Source organism: Pseudomonas parafulva (assembly GCF_000800255.1).
GTDB classification, from domain to species: Bacteria; Pseudomonadota; Gammaproteobacteria; order Pseudomonadales; family Pseudomonadaceae; genus Aquipseudomonas; species Aquipseudomonas boreofloridensis.
The window spans coordinates 4,231,574-4,250,527 of the sequence record NZ_CP009747.1; the positions used below are offsets into that span (position 1 = coordinate 4,231,574).

Here is an 18,954-nt window from a genome sequence, read left to right on the forward strand (position 1 = left end):
GTAATCCTTCAGAATCGACCATGCAACTTGCCCGATTTTTCCGACACTAACCCAGATCATTCCCACAGGAGCGCAGGAAAAATGGAATCAGCCCAGGATAACCAAGGCCGCATTCTGCTGGTGGACGACGAGTCCGCGATCCTGCGTACCTTCCGTTACTGCCTCGAAGACGAGGGCTACAACGTCGCCACGGCCAACAGTGCTGCCCAGGCAGAGACACTGCTGCAGCGCCAGGTGTTCGATCTGTGCTTCCTCGACCTGCGCCTGGGTGAAGACAATGGCCTGGATGTGCTGGCGCAAATGCGTATCCAGGCGCCATGGATGCGGGTCGTCATCGTCACCGCACACTCGGCGATCGACACCGCGGTGGACGCCATCCAGGCTGGCGCCGCCGATTACCTGGTCAAGCCCTGCAGCCCCGATCAACTGCGCTTGGCCACCGCCAAGCAGTTGGAGGTGCGGCAGTTGTCGGCTCGACTGGAAGCGCTCGAAGGCGAAGTGCGCAAACCCAAGGACGGCCTGGATTCGCACAGTCCACAAATGATGGCGGTGCTGGAAACCGCACGGCAGGTGGCCACCACTGATGCCAACATTCTTATCCTCGGCGAGTCGGGTACCGGCAAGGGCGAGTTGGCCCGCGCCATCCACGGCTGGAGCAAACGCGCACGCAAGGCCTGCGTCACCATCAACTGCCCGTCGCTCAACGCCGAGCTGATGGAGAGCGAACTGTTCGGTCACACCCGCGGGGCCTTTACCGGCGCCAGCGAGAGCACCCTTGGACGGGTCAACCAGGCCGATGGCGGCACCTTGTTCCTGGACGAGATCGGCGACTTCCCGCTGACCCTGCAACCCAAGCTGCTGCGCTTCATTCAGGACAAGGAATACGAGCGGGTGGGCGATCCGGTCACCCGTCGCGCCGATGTGCGCATCCTGGCGGCAACCAACCTCAACCTCGAGGAAATGGTGCGCGAGAGTCGCTTCCGCGAAGACCTGCTGTACCGCCTCAACGTCATCACGTTGCACCTGCCGCCCCTGCGCGAGCGCAGCGAAGACATCCTCACCCTGGCCGACCGTTTCCTGGCGCGCTTCGTCAAGGAATACTCGCGTCCGGCCCGCGGCTTCAGCGACGAAGCCCGCTCGGCACTGCTCAATTACCGCTGGCCCGGCAACATCCGCGAACTGCGCAACGTGATCGAACGCGCCAGCATCATCTGCCCGCAGGAGCGCGTGGAAATCACCCACCTGGGCATGGGCGAGCAACCCACCGGCAACGCCCCACGGGTCGGCGCAGCCCTGAGCCTGGACGAGCTGGAACGCGCGCACATCGGTGCAGTGCTGGCCGCCAGCGACACCCTCGACCAAGCCGCCAAGACGCTCGGCATCGACGCCTCGACGCTGTACCGCAAACGCAAGCAGTACAACCTGTGAAGTGGCACATGAAGCTGCGCACGCGGCTGTTCCTCAGCCTTTCGGCGCTGGTGACCGTCGCGCTGCTGGGCCTGGCACTGGGGCTGATCAGCGTGCTGCAGATGGCCTCGGTGCAGCAGCAGATGGTGCGCGAGACCAATCACACCCTGGAAATCGGCCTGAAGCTGCGGCAGAACCTGGGTGAGCAGCTAACGCTGATCCTTGACCCGCAGACCGATCCGAAAAGCCTGACCCACCTGCAGGACAGCTTCAGCACGCTGTTGGCGAACGGTCTGGAGCAGGGCGGCGAGCGCACGGGCTTTGGCAAGGCGCAGAGCCACTACCCAAGCTTTCTCCGGGCCTACCGCGACAGCCCAGAGCCGTGGCGCAGCATGGGCCTGGATAACCCACTGGGCGCCGCCTTCAACCAGGTGCGCAACGACCTGATCGACTCGCATCGCCAGGCACTGGAGCAGATCGCCCGCAGTGAAGAGCACACCCGCGAGCGCGCATTGCTGGTCAGCGGAGTGCTCGGCCTGATGGGGCTGACGGTGGTGGTGCTGGGCTTCGTCACCGCGCACAACCTGGCGCGTCGCTTCGGCCAGCCGATCGAGGCGCTGGCCAAGGCCGCCGACCAGGTCGGCCAGGGCAACTTCGAGGTGACCCTGCCGATCACTCAAGCCAATGAGCTCAGCCTGCTGACACGCCGCTTCGGCCTGATGGCCGACGCCCTGCGCAAGCACCAGGCCACTAATGTCGACGAACTGCTGGCCGGGCAGCAGCGCTTGCAGGCAGTGCTCGACAGCATCGACGACGGCCTGCTGATCATCGATCGCCAGGGCCGTCTGGAGCACCTCAACCCGGTCGCTCAGCGCCAGTTGGGCTGGGACGCTTCGCGGGTCGGCAGCAGCCTGGCCGAAGCACTCAATCGACCTGAGCTGGAGCAGCAGATACGCCAGGTCCTGCGCGGCGGCAGCCTGGACCGTGCGCCGGAAGACCTGAGCATCGAGATCGACGAAGAAACCCGGCTGCTGACCTTCAGCCTGACCCCGGTCAGCCACCCTCAAGGACCGATCCTGGGCGCAGTGATGGTGCTGCACGACGTCACCGAGCAGCGCGCCTTCGAGCGCGTGCGCAGCGAGTTCGTCCTGCGCGCCTCACATGAGTTGCGCACACCGGTTACCGGCATGCACATGGCCTTCGGCCTGTTGCGCGAGCGGGTCAAGTTCCCACCCGAGGCCCGCGAGCACGACCTGCTCGACACCATCGGCGAAGAAATGCAGCGCCTGACCCAACTGATCAACGACCTGCTCAACTTCTCCCGCTACCAGAACGGCTTGCAGAAGCTGGAGCTGGCGCCCTGCGCCATCGACGAACTGCTCGAGCGGGCGCAGGCGCGCTTCGCCGAATCGGCCGCGGACAAACAGATCGAGCTGGTCAGCGAGCTCGAGCAACCCTTGCCGCGCATCCAGGCCGACGCCGCGCAACTGGACCGGGTGCTGGACAACCTATTGCACAACGCCATCCGCCACACCGCCAGCGGCGGTCACATCCGCCTGCATGCACGGCGACATGCCGAGCGCGTCATCGTCAGTGTCGAGGACGATGGCGAGGGCATCGCCTACGGCCAACAGGGACGGATTTTCGAACCGTTCGTGCAGGTCGGGCGCAAGAAAGGTGGCGCCGGCCTGGGCCTGGCGCTGTGCAAAGAGATCGTGCAACTGCATGGCGGGCGCATGGGCGTGTTCTCACGGCCAGGGCAGGGCACGCAGTTCTACATGGCGCTGCCGGTCTGAGGACGAGCGCAGGCTGGCCGTTCAGGGCTTGGCCTTGCGCCAGCGCGGCTGCACTCGACGCCCGAGGCCGATCGAGTCGATCAGCTCCCGGGCGCTCAGCGGATGGGCGAACAACCATCCTTGTCCATGCTTGACCCCCTCCAGGGCCAGCAACGCCGCCTGCGCTTCCGACTCGATCCCTTCGGCGATCACCCGCAAGTGCAGGTCATGGGCCATGCGGATGATGTGCGGAGCGATGGCACCACTGCTCGTGTCCTGGCCGAGCCCCTCGATGAAGGCCTTGTCGATCTTCAGGCCATCCACCGGCAGGGTCTGCAAGTACGACAGGCTGCAATAGCCGGTGCCGAAGTCGTCGATCAGGATCTGGTGACCCGCTGCGCGCAGGGCCTGCAAGGTATCGCGCGCAGCGACCACATCGACCAGGCTGCGCTCGGTGACTTCGAACGCGAGTTGCTGCGCGGGTACACGGTGCTGGGCCAGTAGCCGCGCGGCGACATGACCGATGCGCGGCAGCATGACGTCGCAGGCGGCGAGGTTGATCGAAATGTACAAATGACGATGAGCCCGCAGCAGCGGGCTCAGTTGCTCCAGCACACGCTGCAGCACGAAGTCGGTGATCTGCTGGATCTGCCCGGTGTCCTCGGCCAGCGGAATGAACAGCTCGGGGCTGGTCAGGCTGCCGTCCGCACGCCGCCAGCGCACCAGCGCTTCGGCGCCCACACAGCGGCGGCTGTCGAGCTCGAAGATCGGCTGGTACAGCACTTGTAACTCACCGCGCCGCAAGGCCTTGCGCAGCTTCGCGCCCAATGAGCGGCGGCGACGAATCAGGCGCAGCGTCAGCCATCCCAGCAGGCTGGCCAACAGCAGGCTGGCGCCGATCATCAGCCACAGCAACGTGTCGCCCGGCAGGGGCAGGCTCTGCCGGGGCACGATGAGCACGAGTTGATAGTCGGGAAACTGGGTGGGCATGCGGTAAATCAGGCGATCACTCAGTTCGAGCAGGGCCTTGGGCGAGGGCGGTGGCCAGTCGGGCGTCGGGGGCCAGGGCTGCGGCGGGCCCAGGACCGGGATGGCGCGCCGGCCGCCATCGAGCACCACCAGCAGGCTGCCGCCCTGCGGCAGGTCCACCGCGTCAGCCAGGTGTCCGCGCGAGGTCGAGACCAGAAACGAACCTCGCCCCAGTACCAGCGCGGCGAGGTTGTCGTTGGGTTCGGCGGAGGTATTGAGCCAGTAACTGTAGGTGGGGCCATGGATATCCGGAGCGCGATCAGGTCGGATGACCTGGCCGCCACCTCGGCTCGAGCACGCGACGGCTCCGTCGAGATAGACCGCCTCGTAGACGAAGCGATAGTTCAACCCCACCTCACGCAGGGCCTGGCGCATGGGCGCATCGCATTGGCGGCTGGCGACCGCCTGCAAATGATCGACGCCCTCGCGCAACTGCCCGAAGATTTGCTCGAGGCGCTCCAGGAAGCGCTCGCCGCGCGCGTTCATCTGCGCGCTTTCATGCTGCCTGGCTTGTTGCACCGACACGCCGACGCTGGCCGCCAGCAGCACGCTGGCGCTGGCCAGCGCCACCAGTACCGCCTGCAACCAGGGACTGCAGATAATTTGACGCACGGTGGCGATGAACAAGGGCATGCGCGGCATCCAGTTGAATAACCAAGGTATAGCAACTGGATGGTGAGTTGGCTCGTGACGATTTAGCCTGCCGGCTCAACGCTGGGTATTGAGCACCTGCAGCATCGCGGCTGTCTGCGCATCGGGCGTGCCGTCGAACAACTGCGGGCGGAAACGCATCTGGAAGGCGCCGATCACGTGGCGGGTGGCGACATCCAGCTCGCCGGTCTGCTCGATGGCGTAGCCAAACCGTGCCAACTGCTGCTGATACCACAGCGCACTGGGCGGGTTGGCTTCGAAATACACTTGCTGACGTGCCACCGCATTGGCATTCGGCCAGATGCCGAGCCCGGCATCGGCCAGGCGCTTCCAAGGGAACATCGGCCCTGGATCGAGCTTGCGCAGCGGCGCGATGTCGCTGTGACCGATGATGTTGCGCGGTGCGATGCCATTGCGCTGAACGATGTCCTTGACCAGGGCGATCACGGCCTGGATCTGCGCTTCGCTGTACGGGTGCCAGACACGCCCGGTCGGCGTGTCGGTGTAGCCAGGGTTGACGATCTCGATGCCGATGGAGCTGGAGTTGAGCCAAGTGCGGCCCTGCCACTGGCTTTCGCCGGCATGCCAGGCGCGGCGGTTTTCATCCACCAACTGATAGACCGTGGCATTGCCATCGCCAACCAGGTAATGACTGCTGACCTCACCGTGGGTGAGCAGCGCCAGAGAGCGCTCCAGCGAAGCATTGGTGTAATGCAGGACGACGAACTGGATGCGGCTGTCCTGGTTGGCCGAGGGGTGGCTGCGGTCGATGCGCAGGCCACTGGAGCAGCCGGTGAGGAGCACGAGGAACAGGGTGGTGATCAGGGTTTTCATTGGCGGGGCACGTCATGAGGGCAGTCAGCGATACAGTATAACGAGCTGCTGGCGATTACCCAGTCAGGAAAACCTTGGATCTGACGGTCAGCCCAGCTCGATCCGATTGCGGCCCTGGCTCTTGGCCCGGTACAGCGCCTCGTCCGCACGCTTGAGTGCCTGCTCGCCGCGTTCGCCCGAGCGCAGCGCAGTAAGGCCGATGGAGGTGGTGACCACAACGCGCTCGCCCTTGAAATGGAACGGGCAGGCCGCGACCGCCGCACGCAAGCCCTCGACCACCTGCAACGCCGCCTCCGGCGCGCTCTGCGGCAGCAGCAGAACGAACTCCTCGCCGCCGAAGCGGGCGATGAAGTCACGCCCGCGCAGGCGTTTGCGCAGTTGATCGGCGACGATCTTCAGTACCTTGTCGCCTGCCAAGTGGCCGTAGCCATCGTTGATGCGCTTGAAGTGGTCGAGATCGAGGATGGCCATGGCCAGGTGCCCGCCCTCGGACTGCCAGTGGCCGACTTCGCGCTCGACCTGTTCGGCCCAGGCGGCGCGGTTGGGCAATCCGGTGAGCGGATCGAGCAGGGCCTTCTGCCGCTGCTCTTCGAGGTGCTCGCGATAGCCGAGCGCCTCCTGCTCCATGCTGCTGACGCGCTCGGCCAAGCCCTGCAAGCGCACGGCCAGGGCCTGCTCGCGGCGGTCGCGTTCGTGCTGGTGCTGATCGAGGGTGACCAGCAGGCCCTCCAGGCGGCTGTCCAGCAACTGCTTGAGGCTGTCCATGTCGACTGCACCCTGCACGCTGCTTTGCAGGCCGTCGACCTGCTCGCGCAGTTGGTCGTCCAGTTGGCGCGCGGCGCTGCTGTTGTCGGCGTGCCCTGCGCTAGCCTCCTGCAAATGGCTCTGGAAGCTTTCCAGGCGCTCGTTGATCTGTTGCAGATAGCGCTCGAACTCGTGCTGGCCGCTGTCGTTGATCGCCAGCATCAGCACCGCCAGATCGTCCAGCACGGGAATCAGCTCGTACCAGTTCAGCCCGCGGGCAACCCGCTCGCGCATCTCCAGGGCTTGGGCCTGATGCCGCTCCGGCAGGCTGAGGTCGTCGAGCAGGCCAAGCAGGGTGTGCTCGATATGCTCGGCAACCTGGCTGTAGGGCGGCTCCGCGGCATCGGGCAGGGCGTAGGTGGCGTCTTCATCGAGCGCACCTTCGGCCAGCGGGGTGGTGGCGGACGTATCCTCCTCAAGCGGCGTCTCAGGGGTCGCCAGTGTCTCGACAGGCGCCCAGGGCGCAACGACCTCGACGGATTCGGGTTCGCCCTGAGGCTCGGCACTGACAACAGGCTCGGCCGCTGCGACCGACGGCGGCAAAGGCTGATCGGGGTGGAGCACGGCAGGCGCTTGCGCAGGCGATTCGACACGCGCTTCGGCCAAGGACTCAGGCTCGGCACGGGCGGGCTTGGCCTCGACAACAGGCGGCATCGGCTGCGGCGGGACGGGCGCCTCAGGCTCAAGGATGGGTTCGGCAACGGGCTGGCTGGCGGGCTCGGGCTCAGGGTCCGAGCGGGACGCGATCACCGCTTCGGCAGGCGGTCGCAGCGTTTGCGCCTGCGGCTCTACGGGCTCGGCTGCAGCGCTCTCGTCCCGGCCACCGAACAGGCGTTGGAACAGGCCAGGGCGGCTGTCCTCGCCGGCCTTGCGCAGTGACGACAGCGCCTGGGCCTGCAAGCCGCTGAGCTCGCCGAGCAGCGGCGGCAATTCACGCGACTGGCTGACGCCGCCATCGAGCTTCTTGGCCAGCTTTTTCAGCGGCCGGGACACATCGCCGGGGAGTTCCAAGCCCTGCAACTGGGTGACCAGCGAGGTCAGCGCATCGCTGACCTGGTTCATGCGGGTTTCGCGCCGCTGTTCGGACTCCAGTACCGCCGTTTCCAGGCGCGGGATCAGGCCGGCCAGTCCGGCGTCCATGCTGTCGCCGCGGATCACCTCGCGCATTTCCTTCATGCACTGGTCGACCACCTTGTCGCTGCCCTCGGCAGCCAGGGTGCTGCGTACCAGGCCACGGCGCAGCAGGTCGAGGCGGGCTTCCCAGCGCCGCTCCAGCTTCTCCTGCTGCTCGAGGCTCTTGAGGTACTTTTCTTTCCAGCGCTCGGCTTCGTCGGTCATGCCTGGGTCCGCAACGGTGATGGCATCGGGGAAGGGTAACTACTGGATGTCGGCGAGAAGCGCCAAGTCTTGAGCGCTTCAGCGCACCGCCGGCAGGGTATCGGGCGTCAGGGCAGCGGGCAAACGGATCTCCACGGCCACGGGCAGGTGATCGGAGATGGGCTGGGACAGCACCTCGACCCGTTCCAGGGTCAGGCTCGGACTGAGCAGGATGTGGTCCAGGCAGCGTTGCGGGCGCCAGCTGGGGAAGGTGGCCTCGACCTGCGGCGCGATCAGGCCAAGGTCGCGCAGTGGCGAGCGCTCGAGCAGGTCGTTGGCATGGGTGTTCATGTCGCCCATGAGAATCTGGTGGCGATAGCCGCCGATCAGCTCGCGGATGTAGGCCAGTTGCAACGCACGGGTCTTGGCGCCCAGCGCCAGGTGCATCATCACCACGATCAGCGCGTCCTCACCCTCGCCGAAGCGCACCAGAATGGCACCACGACCGGCCGGGCCGGGCAGGGGATGGTCTTCCAGATGCTGGGGGCGCAGGCGGCTGAGTACGCCGTTGCTGTGCTGGGCGAAACGCCCGAGGTTGCGGTTGAGCTGCTGATACCAATAGGGGAATGCCCCGAGCTGGGCCAGGTGCTCGACCTGGTTGATATAGCCCGAGCGCAGGCTGCCACCGTCCGCTTCCTGCAGGGCCACCAGGTCGAAATCGCCGAGCAGCTCGCCGATTTTCTGCAGATTGCCGGCCCGACCGTTGTGCGGCAGCAGGTGCTGCCAACTGCGGGTCAGGTAATGACGGTAGCGCTCGGTGCTGATGCCGACCTGGATGTTGAAGCTCAGCAGCCGCAGGCGACCATCTTCCGGCAGGCCGGGGGCCTGCAGGTGATGCTCGTTGACCCGCGGCTGGTGCAGGCCGACGCTTCGCGTTTGACGCAAACGGGCCATGGTGACGCCGCCTACTTGGCGGCGCGCTCCTTGGCGATCAGCTGGTCAGCAACGTTCAGCACGCCTTCCGGCCCGCCGGCGGTGCCCAGGTCGAAGCGGTACTTGCCATCGACGACCATGCTCGGTACGCCGGTGATTTCGTACTTCTTCGCCAGTTCCTTGGCCTGGTTGACCTGGCCCTTGATGGCGAAGGAGTTGAAGGTGGCGAGGAACTTGTCCTTGTCCACGCCCTGGGTGGCGAGGAAATCGGCCATGTCCTTCGGATCGGTCAGGCGCTTGCGTTGGTTCTGGATGGCGTCGAAGACGGCAGCGTGAACCTTCTGCTCGACGCCCATGGCTTCGAGGGTCAGGAACATCTGGCCGTGGGCGTCCCAAGGGCCGCCGAACATGGCCGGAACACGCTTGAAGTGGACGTCCTTGGGCAGCTTCTCGACCCAGGGATTGAGGGTCGGCTCGAAGTGGTAGCAGTGCGGGCAGCCGTACCAGAACAGCTCGACGACTTCGATCTTGCCAGGCTCGGACACCGGCACCGGTTGGCTCAGCTCGATATATTCCTTGCCTGCCACCGGCTCGGCGGCCTGGACGGCGGTCATACCGAAGACGCTGGCGGCGACCAGCGCAGTGCTGAGAATCAGTTTACGCATGCTTTACTCCTGGGCGATCTGTGGTCGCCTCGACGCGACCTGTGCTCAGACAGGCCACGACGGGCTCGAGTTCTGTAGTGTAACGGCTGAGCGCGCAAAAAAGGCAGCCAGCACTCAGCCTGGCCATCGGTCGGATGTCCGCGCCGACCGATATTCCACGACACCGCATTAACCGAGCGTTAACGCCGTGCCTCAGTGCAGCCCTTGAATGTAGCTGGCCAGCGCCTCGATGTCCTTGTTGCTCAGCTTGCCGGCGATGGTGCGCATGGTCATGGCATCACCGTCGTTGCTGCGGTTGCCTTCGCGGAAGTCGGTGAGCTGCTTGGACACGTACTGGGCATGCTGGCCACTCAGGTGCGGGAAGCCGGCCAGGGCGATGCCTTGGCCATTGGGCGAGTGACAACCGGTGCAGGCTGGCATGCCCTTGTCCAGGTCGCCGCCATTGAACAGCGCGCGGCCGCGCTCGACCAGCTTCGGATCGGCGGCGCCGACGCTGCCTTTCTGGCTGGCGAAATAGGCGGCGATGTCGGCCAGGTCCTGATCGTTCAGGCCGGCGAGCATGCCGGTCATCTCCAGCACCTGGCGTTTACCGGACTGGATATCGTGCAATTGCTTTTCGAGATAGCGCTGGCCCTGGCCGGCCAGTTTCGGGAAGTTCGGCGCCAGGCTGTTGCCGTCGGGGTTGTGGCAGGCACCGCAGACCGCAGTCTTGGCCTGGCCGGCGGCGGCATCGCCCTTGATGGGCTCGGCGGCAACGGCCGCCGCTGCGACGCCCATGGTCAACAGCAGACTCACGACTAGTTTGTTCATCAGCTCATCCAACACGGCTAAGGGTGAAATGTTATGTATCGGGACTGCCGCTCATCCAAAGGATGACCGACCGGTAGTCCTCGGTACTGCAGTCCATGCACAATCCACGCGACGGCATAGCCTTGAAACCCTGAGCAACGTGCGTCAACGGCCCGCTCACAACCTGCGCCAGGCCAGGCTCCCTCGACGCTGTCTGCCCTGCAGAGGGCCGATGACGGCGATGCCGCGTGACCCTGCGCATCGCTGCGGTTGGTCACGCCTCGGGATCCTGTGTAGCCTGTGCGCTGAAAACGGTGGAACCTACCGCTCGCCAGCAGCCGTTTCGCCATGCGCAACGACCTGACAGGGTTGGGGGCCGCGCTGCGTTCTGATGCGCAAGCTGGTGTTCGGCACCCCATGCCCGCTCTCCTACGTTGGGAGAATGAGCACACAAAAACTGGGGCATTATATACGTGCTCCCCGTAAACGGAAATGTGGCCTGGATCAGGCAACACGCACTTCGGATAACCCATGCAACTCAAAAACCCCATCCTCGGCCTCTGCCAGAAGGCCAAATTCGCCCTTAGCGCCGCCAAGGTCGAACAATGCCCGCAAGACCTGGGCTACGAGGTGGCGTTCGCCGGGCGCTCCAACGCCGGCAAGTCCAGCGCCCTCAACACCCTGACCCACGCCAGTCTGGCGCGCACCTCCAAGACGCCAGGGCGCACCCAACTGCTCAACTTCTTCAGCCTCGACGACGAGCGCCGCCTGGTCGACCTGCCGGGCTATGGCTACGCCAAGGTGCCGATTCCGCTCAAGCAGCACTGGCAGCGGCACCTGGAGGCGTATCTGGGCGGGCGCGAGTGCCTGCGTGGGGTGATCCTGTTGATGGATGTGCGCCATCCGATGACCGACTTCGACAAGATGATGCTCGACTGGGCCAAGGCCAGCGGCATGCCCATGCACATCCTGCTGACCAAAGCCGACAAGCTCACCCACGGTGCGGCCAAGAACACCTTGCTCAAGGTCCAGGCGGAGATTCGCAAGGGCTGGGGCGATGCGGCCTCCATCCAGCTGTTTTCGGCGCCCAAGCGCCAGGGCCTGGAAGAGGCATACCGGGTGCTGGCGGACTGGATGGAGCTGGAAGACAAGCCGGCGGCGTGAGGTGCCTGTTTGCCCGCAGTGATCGACGCCGAATGGCAAATTGCGGGCAAAAAAAACCCCGGACTTCATATGGGGAGGGGGAAGTTCGGGGTTCAAGTCCGGACCGCTAGGGCGGGATCCAGATATCTGCCAACACTTAACACAACATAGGAGCATCGAACGGCTTCACCAGCCATTCAGGTACTCTGAGTTGCACTTCACGGGTTTAGTTCCTGAGCCCGGAAAACTAATTGCACAGGTTTCATCTTTCGCACTGTAGCGGCCTGCGCGCTCACGCCGCAGACCGCCAGCGCTCGCCTCAGTGGGCTTCGTCCCAGTTGGCGCCGACACCGACCTCGACCAGCAACGGCACGTCCAGTTGAGCCGCGTTGCTCATGTGCGGACGAATCTCGTTGCGCACCTGCTCCACCAGATCCTCGCGCACCTCCAGCACCAGTTCGTCGTGCACCTGCAGGATCACCCGCGCATCCAGGCCGCTGTCGGCCAGCCAATGATCGACGTTGACCATGGCCCGCTTGATGATGTCGGCGGCGGTCCCTTGCATCGGCGCGTTGATCGCCGTGCGCTCGGCACCACGGCGCAGGGCCGGGTTCTTGGCGTTGATGTCCGGCAGGTACAGACGGCGGCCGAAGAAGGTCTCGACGAACCCCTGCTCGGCCGCCTGGGCGCGGGTGCGCTCCATGTAGGCCAGCACGCCGGGGTACTGGGCGAAATAGCGGTCGATATAGTCTTGCGCCTGCTTGCGATCCACGCCGATCTGCTTGGCCAGACCGAACGCGCTCATGCCGTAGATCAGCCCGAAGTTGATGGCCTTGGCGCTGCGTCGTTGATCGTGAGTGACCGCCTCCAGTGCCACGCCGAACACTTCGGCGGCGGTAGCCCGGTGCACGTCCAGGTCATTGCGGAAGGCGTGCAGCAGACCTTCGTCCTTGGCCAGGTGGGCCATGATACGCAGTTCGATCTGCGAGTAGTCCGCCGCCAGCAGCTTGTAGCCCGGACTGGCGACGAAGGCCTGGCGGATGCGCCGGCCCTCGAGTGTGCGCACCGGGATGTTCTGCAGGTTCGGGTCGCTGGAGGACAGTCGCCCGGTGGCGGCCACGGCCTGCTGGTACGAGGTATGGATGCGTCCGGTGCGCGGGTTGATCTGTTCGGGCAGCTTGTCGGTGTAGGTGCTCTTGAGCTTGCTCAGGGAGCGGTACTCCATCAGCACGGTCGGCAGTGGATAACCTTCGGCGGCCAGGTCGGCGAGCACCGCCTCGGCGGTGGAGGCCTGACCCTTGGCGGTCTTGCTCAGCACCGGCATGCCCAGCTTGTCGTAGAGAATCACCCCCAGTTGCTTGGGCGAGCCGAGGTTGAACGGCTCGCCCGCCAACTCGTAGGCCTGGCGCTCGAGCTCGGCCATCTTCACCCCCAGCTCGCCGCTTTGCACCTTGAGCAAGGCGGCGTCGACCAGCGCGCCTTGGCGCTCGATCTTGGCCAGCACCGGCACCAGCGGCATCTCGATGTCCATGAGTACCGGCTGCAGGCTCGGCGTACGCGCCAGGCGGGCTTGCAGCGCCAGGTGCAGCCGCAGGGTGATGTCAGCGTCCTCGGCCGCGTAGGGGCCTGCCTTGTCCAGGTGGATCTGGTTGAAGGTCAACTGCTTGGCGCCGCGTCCGGCGATGTCCTCGAATGCGATGGTACGGTGGTCGAGGTACTTCTGGGCCAGGCTGTCCATGTCATGGCGAGTGGCGGTGGAGTCCAGCACGTAGGACTCGAGCATGGTGTCGTAGGCCACACCACGCACCTCGATCGGCTGGCTGCAATTGGCCAGGATGTTGATGTCGTACTTGGCGTTCTGCCCGACCTTGGCCTTGGCCGGGTCTTCCAGCAGCGGCTTGAGCGCCAGCAGCACCGCATCACGGTCCAACTGCTGCGGCGCGCCCTCGTAGTCGTGGGCCAGCGGCACATAGGCAGCCTCATGGGGCTCGACCGCGAACGACACGCCGACCAGCTCGGCCCGCTGCGCGTCCAGCCCGGTGGTCTCGGTGTCGAAGGCGAACAGCGGTGCCTGACGCAGCTTGTCGAGCCAGACGTCGAAGCGCGCCTGGTCGAGGACGGTTTCGTACCTGGCCTCGACCTTGGCTGCCGGCGCCTCCACCGGCTCGATCGAAGCGCCTTCGCGGGCGGCGTCGCGCTGCACGTCGGCGATCCAGCTCTTGAACTCCATTTCCGTGTACAGCGCCAGCAAGGCCTCGCGGTCAGGCTCGCCGCAGACCAGCGCGTCCACGGCGATGTCCAGCTCGACATCGATCTTGATGGTGGCCAGTTCGTAAGAGAGGAAGGCCGCATCACGGTGCTCTTCGAGCTTGGCCGGCAAGCTCTTGGCGCCGCGAATGGCCAGGCTCGGCACCTTGTCGAGGTTCTCGTACAGCTCGCGCAGGCCACCACCGATGCCGGTCAGCAAGCCCACCGCGGTTTTTTCGCCAACGCCGGGGACACCGGGGATGTTGTCGACCTTGTCGCCCATCAGGGCGAGGAAGTCGATGATGTGTTCAGGCCCCACGCCGAATTTTTCGTGCACGCCGGCGACATCCAGCACGCTGCCGGTCATGGTGTTGACCAGCGTGATGTGGCCGTCCACCAGTTGCGCCATGTCCTTGTCGCCGGTGGAGATGATCACCGGGCGCCCGGCCGCCGCGCTGCTGCGCGCCAGGGTGCCGATCACGTCGTCGGCCTCGACGCCCTCTACGCACAGCAGTGGGTATCCAAGCGCCCGCACGCTGGCGTGCAGCGGCTCGACCTGCACCCGCAGGTCGTCGGGCATGCTCGGGCGGTTGGCCTTGTATTCGGCGAACATGGCGTCACGGAAGGTGCCGCCCTTGGCGTCGAAGACCACCGCGAACAGCGCGTCGGGGTACTGCCGGCGCAGGCTCTTGAGCATGTTCAGCACGCCCTTGACCGCGCCGGTCGGCATGCCCTTGGAGGTGGTCAGCGGCGGCAGGGCGTGGAAGGCGCGGTAGAGGTAGGACGAACCGTCCACCAGGACGAGGGGCGCTTGGCTCATGAGAGGAATCAACCTTTTCGACGGGTCCGGCGCTAGAATAGCCGGATCAGTGACGACAAAAGGACTTAGGTTATCATGCGCACACCCATTCGCCTGTTACTGCTCAGCCTGCTGGCCATCACCCCGGTCCTGGCACTGGCGGCGGACGAGGCCCCATCGGCCGATCCCGATGTAACCATTCGCACGGAAGGCGATCGCACCATTCAGGAGTACCGTCAAAACGGATTCCTTTATGCGATCAAGGTCACGCCGAAACACGGCAAGCCATATTTCCTGGTACGCGCCGATGGCTCCGACGGCAACTTCATTCGATCCGACCAGCCGGACATGCTGATTCCGTCCTGGAAAATCTTCGAATGGTGAGGTAGTCACCCGTACCGTTCTCATCAACCCGGCACTTCCCAGTTGGAAGTGCCTGCATGGGCAGCTTTTCAACATGTCAGTCTTCACCCCCGTGTCCCGGCCCGAGCTGGAAACCTTTCTGGCGCCGTATGAGCTGGGCCGCCTGCTGGACTTCCAGGGCATCGCCGCCGGAACCGAAAACAGCAACTTCTTCGTCAGCCTGGAAAAGGGGGAGTTCGTCCTGACGCTCATCGAGCGCGGGCCGGCCGAGGACCTGCCGTTCTTCATCGATTTGCTCGATGTGCTGCACGACGCCGACATGCCGGTGCCCTACGCCGTGCGCGACCGCGAGGGCCACGGTCTGCGCCAGTTGTGCGGCAAGCCGGCGCTGCTGCAACCGCGACTGTCGGGCAAGCATGTGAAAGCCCCGAACAACCAACACTGCGCGCAAGTGGGCGAACTGCTAGCGCACATTCACCTGGCCACCCGCGAGCGCATCATCGAACGCCGCACCGACCGGGGGCTGGACTGGATGCTCAGCGCCGGCGCCGAGCTGCTGCCGGGCCTGGACGCCGAGCAGAGTGGGTTGCTGCGTAGCGCCTTGCAGGAAATCGAAGCGCATAAGGCGCAGATTCTCGCACTGCCCAAGGCCAACCTGCACGCCGACCTGTTCCGCGACAACGTGATGTTCGAAGGCACTCACTTGAGCGGCCTGATCGACTTCTACAACGCCTGCTCCGGGCCGATGCTCTATGACATCGCCATTACCCTGAACGACTGGTGCCTGGACGCCAACGGCGGTATCGACCTGCCGCATGCCCAGGCGCTGCTCGGCGCCTACGCTGGGCTACGGCCCTTCACGGCGGCAGAAGCCGAGTTGTGGCCGGTGATGCTGCGCGTGGGCTGCGTGCGGTTCTGGCTGTCGCGGCTGATCGCCGCCCGTGATTTCGCCGGCATGGACGTGACCATCCATGACCCCCGCGAGTTCGAGGTCCGCCTGGCCCAGCGTCAGCATGTGGCCTTGAAGCTGCCCATCGCCTTGTGACAGGCAAGCACCTCGTCGCGGCGATGACCCGCCGCGATGAGGCCGCCCCTTTGGGATCAGAGCGTCAGAGGCTCTCCAAACACCCCGCCAAATCCCCTCCGAGCTTCTCCAGCAAGCGCTCATAGCCCGTGCCGTCCACCGGGTCGGTCCCGCCCAAGGCGTCGAGCTCGGCCAACTTCACCGGCAATCCAGCCACCAAGGTTTCGGCCAGACGCGGACGAATGGGCGGCTCGCTGAACACACAAGTCGGCCCCACCGCCTGCAAACGCGTGCGCATGGCCGCCACATGCTGCGCCCCCGGCTGCACCTCGGCGGCGACGCTGAACACGCCCGTGTGGCGCAGGCCGTACTCGGCCTCGAAATAGTCGAAGGCTTCGTGGAACACGAAGTAAGGCTTGCCCGCGATACCCGCGACCCGCGTCTTGATCCGCTGGTCCAGCGCTTCCAGCCGCTCGGCGAAGGCTTTCTGGTTGGCCTGGTAGCGCGCAGCGTTGGCCGGGTCGGCCGCCGCCAGGTCGCTGGCCATCTTCGCCGCGATCACCCGCGCGTTGATCGACGACAGCCACAGGTGCGCGTCGAGCGAGCCGGGGCGGTGGTCATGGTCGTGATCGTCTTGGTCTTGCTCGTGGGAATGGCTGTCCTCGCCGAAGTGGCGCAGCTTCATGCCCGGCAGCGACTGCACCGCCACGGTAGGCTTGCTGCGGTTCTTCAACACCCGGGGCAGGAAGCTCTCCATGTCCGGTCCGATCCAGTACAGCAGGTCGGCATCGCCGACCTTGCGCACATCGGAGGGGCGCAGCGCGTAGTTGTGCGGCGACGCCCCAGGCGGCAGCAGTACGTCAGGGCGGCCAACGCCATCCTGAACCGCTGCAGCGATCTGCTGCAGGGGTTTGATACTGGTGAGCACCCGCACGTCTGCGTGGGCGGAAAAAGCGATGAAAGCGACAAAAAGGGTAAGGAATCGGGACACGGTGAATACTCGACTCGTCAGAAACAGGTAACATAATAACGTCTCCGCCGATAATCGTCGCCGCCCATGTCTATCACCCCGCTGGCCAACCGTCCCCACGATCATTCCCGTTGCGTGCACAGCGCCTTGAGCGAAGCCGACACGCTGTGCGCGCGCCAGGGGCTGCGCCTCACCGCGCTGCGCCGGCGCGTGCTCGAACTGGTGTGGCAAAGCCACAAGCCGCTGGGTGCCTACGATATCCTCGCCGTGCTCAGCGAGCAGGACGGCCGCCGCGCTGCGCCGCCGACGGTCTACCGCGCGCTGGACTTTCTCCTGGAAAATGGCCTGGTGCACCGCATCGCTTCGCTCAACGCCTTCATCGGCTGCAGCCATCCCGAACACAAGCATCAGGGTCAATTCCTGATCTGCCGCGCCTGCCACGTGGCCATCGAGCTGGAGCAGGACAGCATCAGCGATGCCATCGTCGCCAGCGCCAAGGCGGTGAATTTCACCGTCGAGACGCAGACCGTCGAAGTGGTCGGGCTGTGCGCCAACTGCCGGAGCGCCGCATGAGCGACGCGCTGATCCGCCTGGAGCAGGTCGGCGTGAGCTTTGCCGGCGAAGCGGTGCTCGACAGCATCGACCTGGCGGTCGCACCCGGCCAGATCGTCACCCTGATCGGCCCCAACGGCGCCGGCAAGACCACCCTGGTGCGTGCCGTGCTCGGCCTGCTCAAGCCGCACCGTGGCACGGTCTGGCGCAAGCCGCGCCTGCGTATCGGCTACATGCCGCAGAAAATCCAGGTCGATGCCACGCTGCCGCTGTCAGTGCTGCGCTTCCTGCGCCTGGTACCCGGCGTGGACCGCGCCCGGGCGCTGGCGGCGTTGCGCGAGGTGGGCGCTGAACAGGTCATCGACAGCCCGATCCAGACCGTCTCCGGCGGCGAGATGCAGCGCGTGCTGCTGGCCCGCGCACTGCTGCGCGAGCCCGAGCTGCTGGTGCTCGACGAACCGGTGCAGGGCGTCGATGTGGTCGGCCAGGGCGAGCTGTACAACCTCATCACCCGCCTGCGCGACCGCTACGGCTGCGGTGTGCTGATGGTCTCCCACGACTTGCACCTGGTGATGAGCACCACCGACCAGGTGGTCTGCCTGAATCGCCATGTGTGCTGCTCGGGCCACCCAGAGCAGGTCAGCGGCGACCCGGCGTTCGTCGAGCTGTTCGGCCAGACGGCGCCGAGCCTGGCGGTCTATCACCATCATCACGATCACAGCCACGACCTGCATGGCGCCGTGATCGCCCCCGGCGCCCATGTCCACGGAGAGCACTGCAAGCATGGCTGATTTTCTTCTCTACGCCTTGCTTGCCGGATTGTCCCTGGCGCTGGTCGCCGGCCCGCTGGGCTCCTTCGTGGTCTGGCGGCGCATGGCCTATTTCGGCGACACCCTGTCCCATGCGGCGTTGCTGGGCGTGGCCCTGGGCCTGGCCCTGGACGTCAGCCCGACCCTGGCGGTGACCATCGGCTGCCTGCTGCTGGCGATCCTGCTGGTAACCCTGCAGCAGCGCCAGCCGCTGGCGTCGGACACCCTGCTTGGCATTCTCGCCCCCAGCACCTTGTCGCTGGGTTTGGTGGTCTTGAGCTTCATGCACGATGTGCGCATCGACCTGATGGCCTATCTGTTCGGCGACCTGCTGGCCATCAGCAGCACCGACCTGGCCTGGATCCTCGGCGGCAGTGTGTTGGTGCTGGCCTTGCTGGCCGCGCTCTGGCGCCCCCTGCTGGCGGTCACCGTGCACGAGGAACTGGCGCGGGTCGAAGGCTTGCCAGTGGCGGGGCTGCGCCTGACGCTGATGCTGCTGATCGCGGTGGTGATCGCGGTGGCGATGAAAATCGTCGGTGTACTGCTGATTACCTCGCTGCTGATCATTCCCGCCGCCGCGGCACAACGTCACGCCCGCTCGCCCGAACAGATGGCGTTGGGCGCCAGCCTGCTGGGCGTGGCCGCGGTCTGTGGCGGCCTGGCGATGTCCTGGTTCAAGGACACCCCGGCCGGTCCGTCGATCGTGGTCTGCGCGGCGGTGCTATTCTTGCTGAGCCTGGCACTGCCCAAGCGCTGACACCTGAAGGTCGCACCGTGCAACCTTTACTTGGGTAAAGGGTCAGTAAGACGTGTTTTCGAGCGTGCACACCTGGGTGTAGACTT

General features: G+C 65.4%; 16 protein-coding genes and 1 pseudogene. 8 read left to right on the forward strand and 9 right to left on the reverse strand.

What is annotated here, in order from left to right; genetic code table 11:
• The first annotated feature begins 81 nt into the window (after positions 1-81).
• Positions 82-1,428 (forward strand): sigma-54-dependent response regulator transcription factor AlgB, encoded by a 1,347-nt coding sequence (gene algB, locus NJ69_RS18530; protein WP_039582036.1) that lies wholly within the window; start codon positions 82-84, stop codon positions 1,426-1,428.
• Positions 1,425-3,203: a KinB sensor domain-containing domain gene (locus tag NJ69_RS18535; protein ID WP_039582039.1), complete on the forward strand. Its 1,779-nt coding sequence runs from the start codon at positions 1,425-1,427 to the stop codon at positions 3,201-3,203. Before algB ends, NJ69_RS18535 begins: the two co-directional genes overlap by 4 nt.
• A gap of 21 nt (positions 3,204-3,224) precedes the next feature.
• Here the strand turns inward: NJ69_RS18535 and NJ69_RS18540 are convergent, their stop codons facing one another.
• The 7 genes and pseudogenes from NJ69_RS18540 to NJ69_RS22960 all read right to left on the reverse strand — a co-directional run bounded on the left by NJ69_RS18540 (position 3,225) and on the right by NJ69_RS22960 (position 10,554).
• A complete protein-coding gene (locus NJ69_RS18540) occupies positions 3,225-4,844 on the reverse strand; it encodes an EAL domain-containing protein (protein WP_039582042.1) in 1,620 nt (539 codons plus the stop codon).
• A gap of 75 nt (positions 4,845-4,919) precedes the next feature.
• The gene (locus NJ69_RS18545) at positions 4,920-5,696 is read right to left on the reverse strand and encodes an N-acetylmuramoyl-L-alanine amidase (RefSeq protein ID WP_029615141.1); all 777 of its coding nucleotides are present in this window, start codon (positions 5,694-5,696) and stop codon (positions 4,920-4,922) included.
• Between the two features lie 87 nt (positions 5,697-5,783).
• Positions 5,784-7,838, reverse strand: a complete 2,055-nt coding sequence (locus NJ69_RS18550; RefSeq protein WP_039582044.1) for a GGDEF domain-containing protein — start codon at positions 7,836-7,838, stop codon at positions 5,784-5,786.
• A 78-nt stretch (positions 7,839-7,916) separates the two neighbouring features.
• Positions 7,917-8,771 carry an endonuclease/exonuclease/phosphatase family protein gene (locus NJ69_RS18555; RefSeq protein ID WP_029612508.1) on the reverse strand — a complete coding sequence of 285 codons (855 nt, stop codon included), beginning with the start codon at positions 8,769-8,771 and terminating at the stop codon, positions 7,917-7,919.
• Between the two features lie 11 nt (positions 8,772-8,782).
• On the reverse strand, positions 8,783-9,415 hold the full coding sequence (dsbA, locus tag NJ69_RS18560; protein WP_029612507.1) for a thiol:disulfide interchange protein DsbA: 633 nt from the start codon (positions 9,413-9,415) through the stop codon (positions 8,783-8,785).
• A gap of 192 nt (positions 9,416-9,607) precedes the next feature.
• Positions 9,608-10,225 (reverse strand): c-type cytochrome, encoded by a 618-nt coding sequence (locus tag NJ69_RS18565; RefSeq protein WP_039582047.1) that lies wholly within the window; start codon positions 10,223-10,225, stop codon positions 9,608-9,610.
• Positions 10,226-10,256: 31 nt separating this feature from the next.
• Positions 10,257-10,554: pseudogene (locus NJ69_RS22960) on the reverse strand (c-type cytochrome).
• Positions 10,555-10,735: 181 nt separating this feature from the next.
• Here NJ69_RS22960 and yihA point away from each other — a divergent pair.
• Entirely contained in the window at positions 10,736-11,368 is a 633-nt protein-coding gene (gene yihA / locus NJ69_RS18570) for a ribosome biogenesis GTP-binding protein YihA/YsxC (protein ID WP_039582049.1), read from the forward strand.
• A 298-nt stretch (positions 11,369-11,666) separates the two neighbouring features.
• Here the strand turns inward: yihA and polA are convergent, their stop codons facing one another.
• Entirely contained in the window at positions 11,667-14,414 is a 2,748-nt protein-coding gene (polA, locus tag NJ69_RS18575) for a DNA polymerase I (protein WP_039582051.1), read from the reverse strand.
• Between the two features lie 75 nt (positions 14,415-14,489).
• On the opposite strand from polA, the gene NJ69_RS18580 reads away from it, so the two are divergent.
• Positions 14,490-14,777 (forward strand): DUF2782 domain-containing protein, encoded by a 288-nt coding sequence (locus tag NJ69_RS18580; RefSeq protein WP_029612500.1) that lies wholly within the window; start codon positions 14,490-14,492, stop codon positions 14,775-14,777.
• A gap of 73 nt (positions 14,778-14,850) precedes the next feature.
• Positions 14,851-15,801 carry a homoserine kinase gene (locus tag NJ69_RS18585; protein WP_039582053.1) on the forward strand — a complete coding sequence of 317 codons (951 nt, stop codon included), beginning with the start codon at positions 14,851-14,853 and terminating at the stop codon, positions 15,799-15,801.
• A 64-nt stretch (positions 15,802-15,865) separates the two neighbouring features.
• On the opposite strand, the gene NJ69_RS18590 is transcribed toward NJ69_RS18585, so the two are convergent.
• Positions 15,866-16,771, reverse strand: coding sequence for a zinc ABC transporter substrate-binding protein (locus NJ69_RS18590; RefSeq protein WP_052192151.1), 906 nt, complete (start codon positions 16,769-16,771; stop codon positions 15,866-15,868).
• Positions 16,772-16,837: 66 nt separating this feature from the next.
• Here NJ69_RS18590 and zur point away from each other — a divergent pair, with 66 nt between their 5' ends.
• The 3 genes from zur to znuB are packed head-to-tail and all read left to right on the forward strand — an operon-like array spanning position 16,838 to position 18,868.
• On the forward strand, positions 16,838-17,323 hold the full coding sequence (gene zur, locus NJ69_RS18595) for a zinc uptake transcriptional repressor Zur (protein ID WP_039582055.1): 486 nt from the start codon (positions 16,838-16,840) through the stop codon (positions 17,321-17,323).
• Positions 17,320-18,093, forward strand: a complete 774-nt coding sequence (gene znuC / locus NJ69_RS18600) for a zinc ABC transporter ATP-binding protein ZnuC (protein ID WP_039582057.1) — start codon at positions 17,320-17,322, stop codon at positions 18,091-18,093. Before zur ends, znuC begins: the two co-directional genes overlap by 4 nt.
• Complete coding sequence (znuB, locus tag NJ69_RS18605) at positions 18,086-18,868, forward strand: zinc ABC transporter permease subunit ZnuB (protein ID WP_039582060.1); 783 nt, start codon at positions 18,086-18,088, stop codon at positions 18,866-18,868. Before znuC ends, znuB begins: the two co-directional genes overlap by 8 nt.
• Positions 18,869-18,954: the final 86 nt, after the last annotated feature.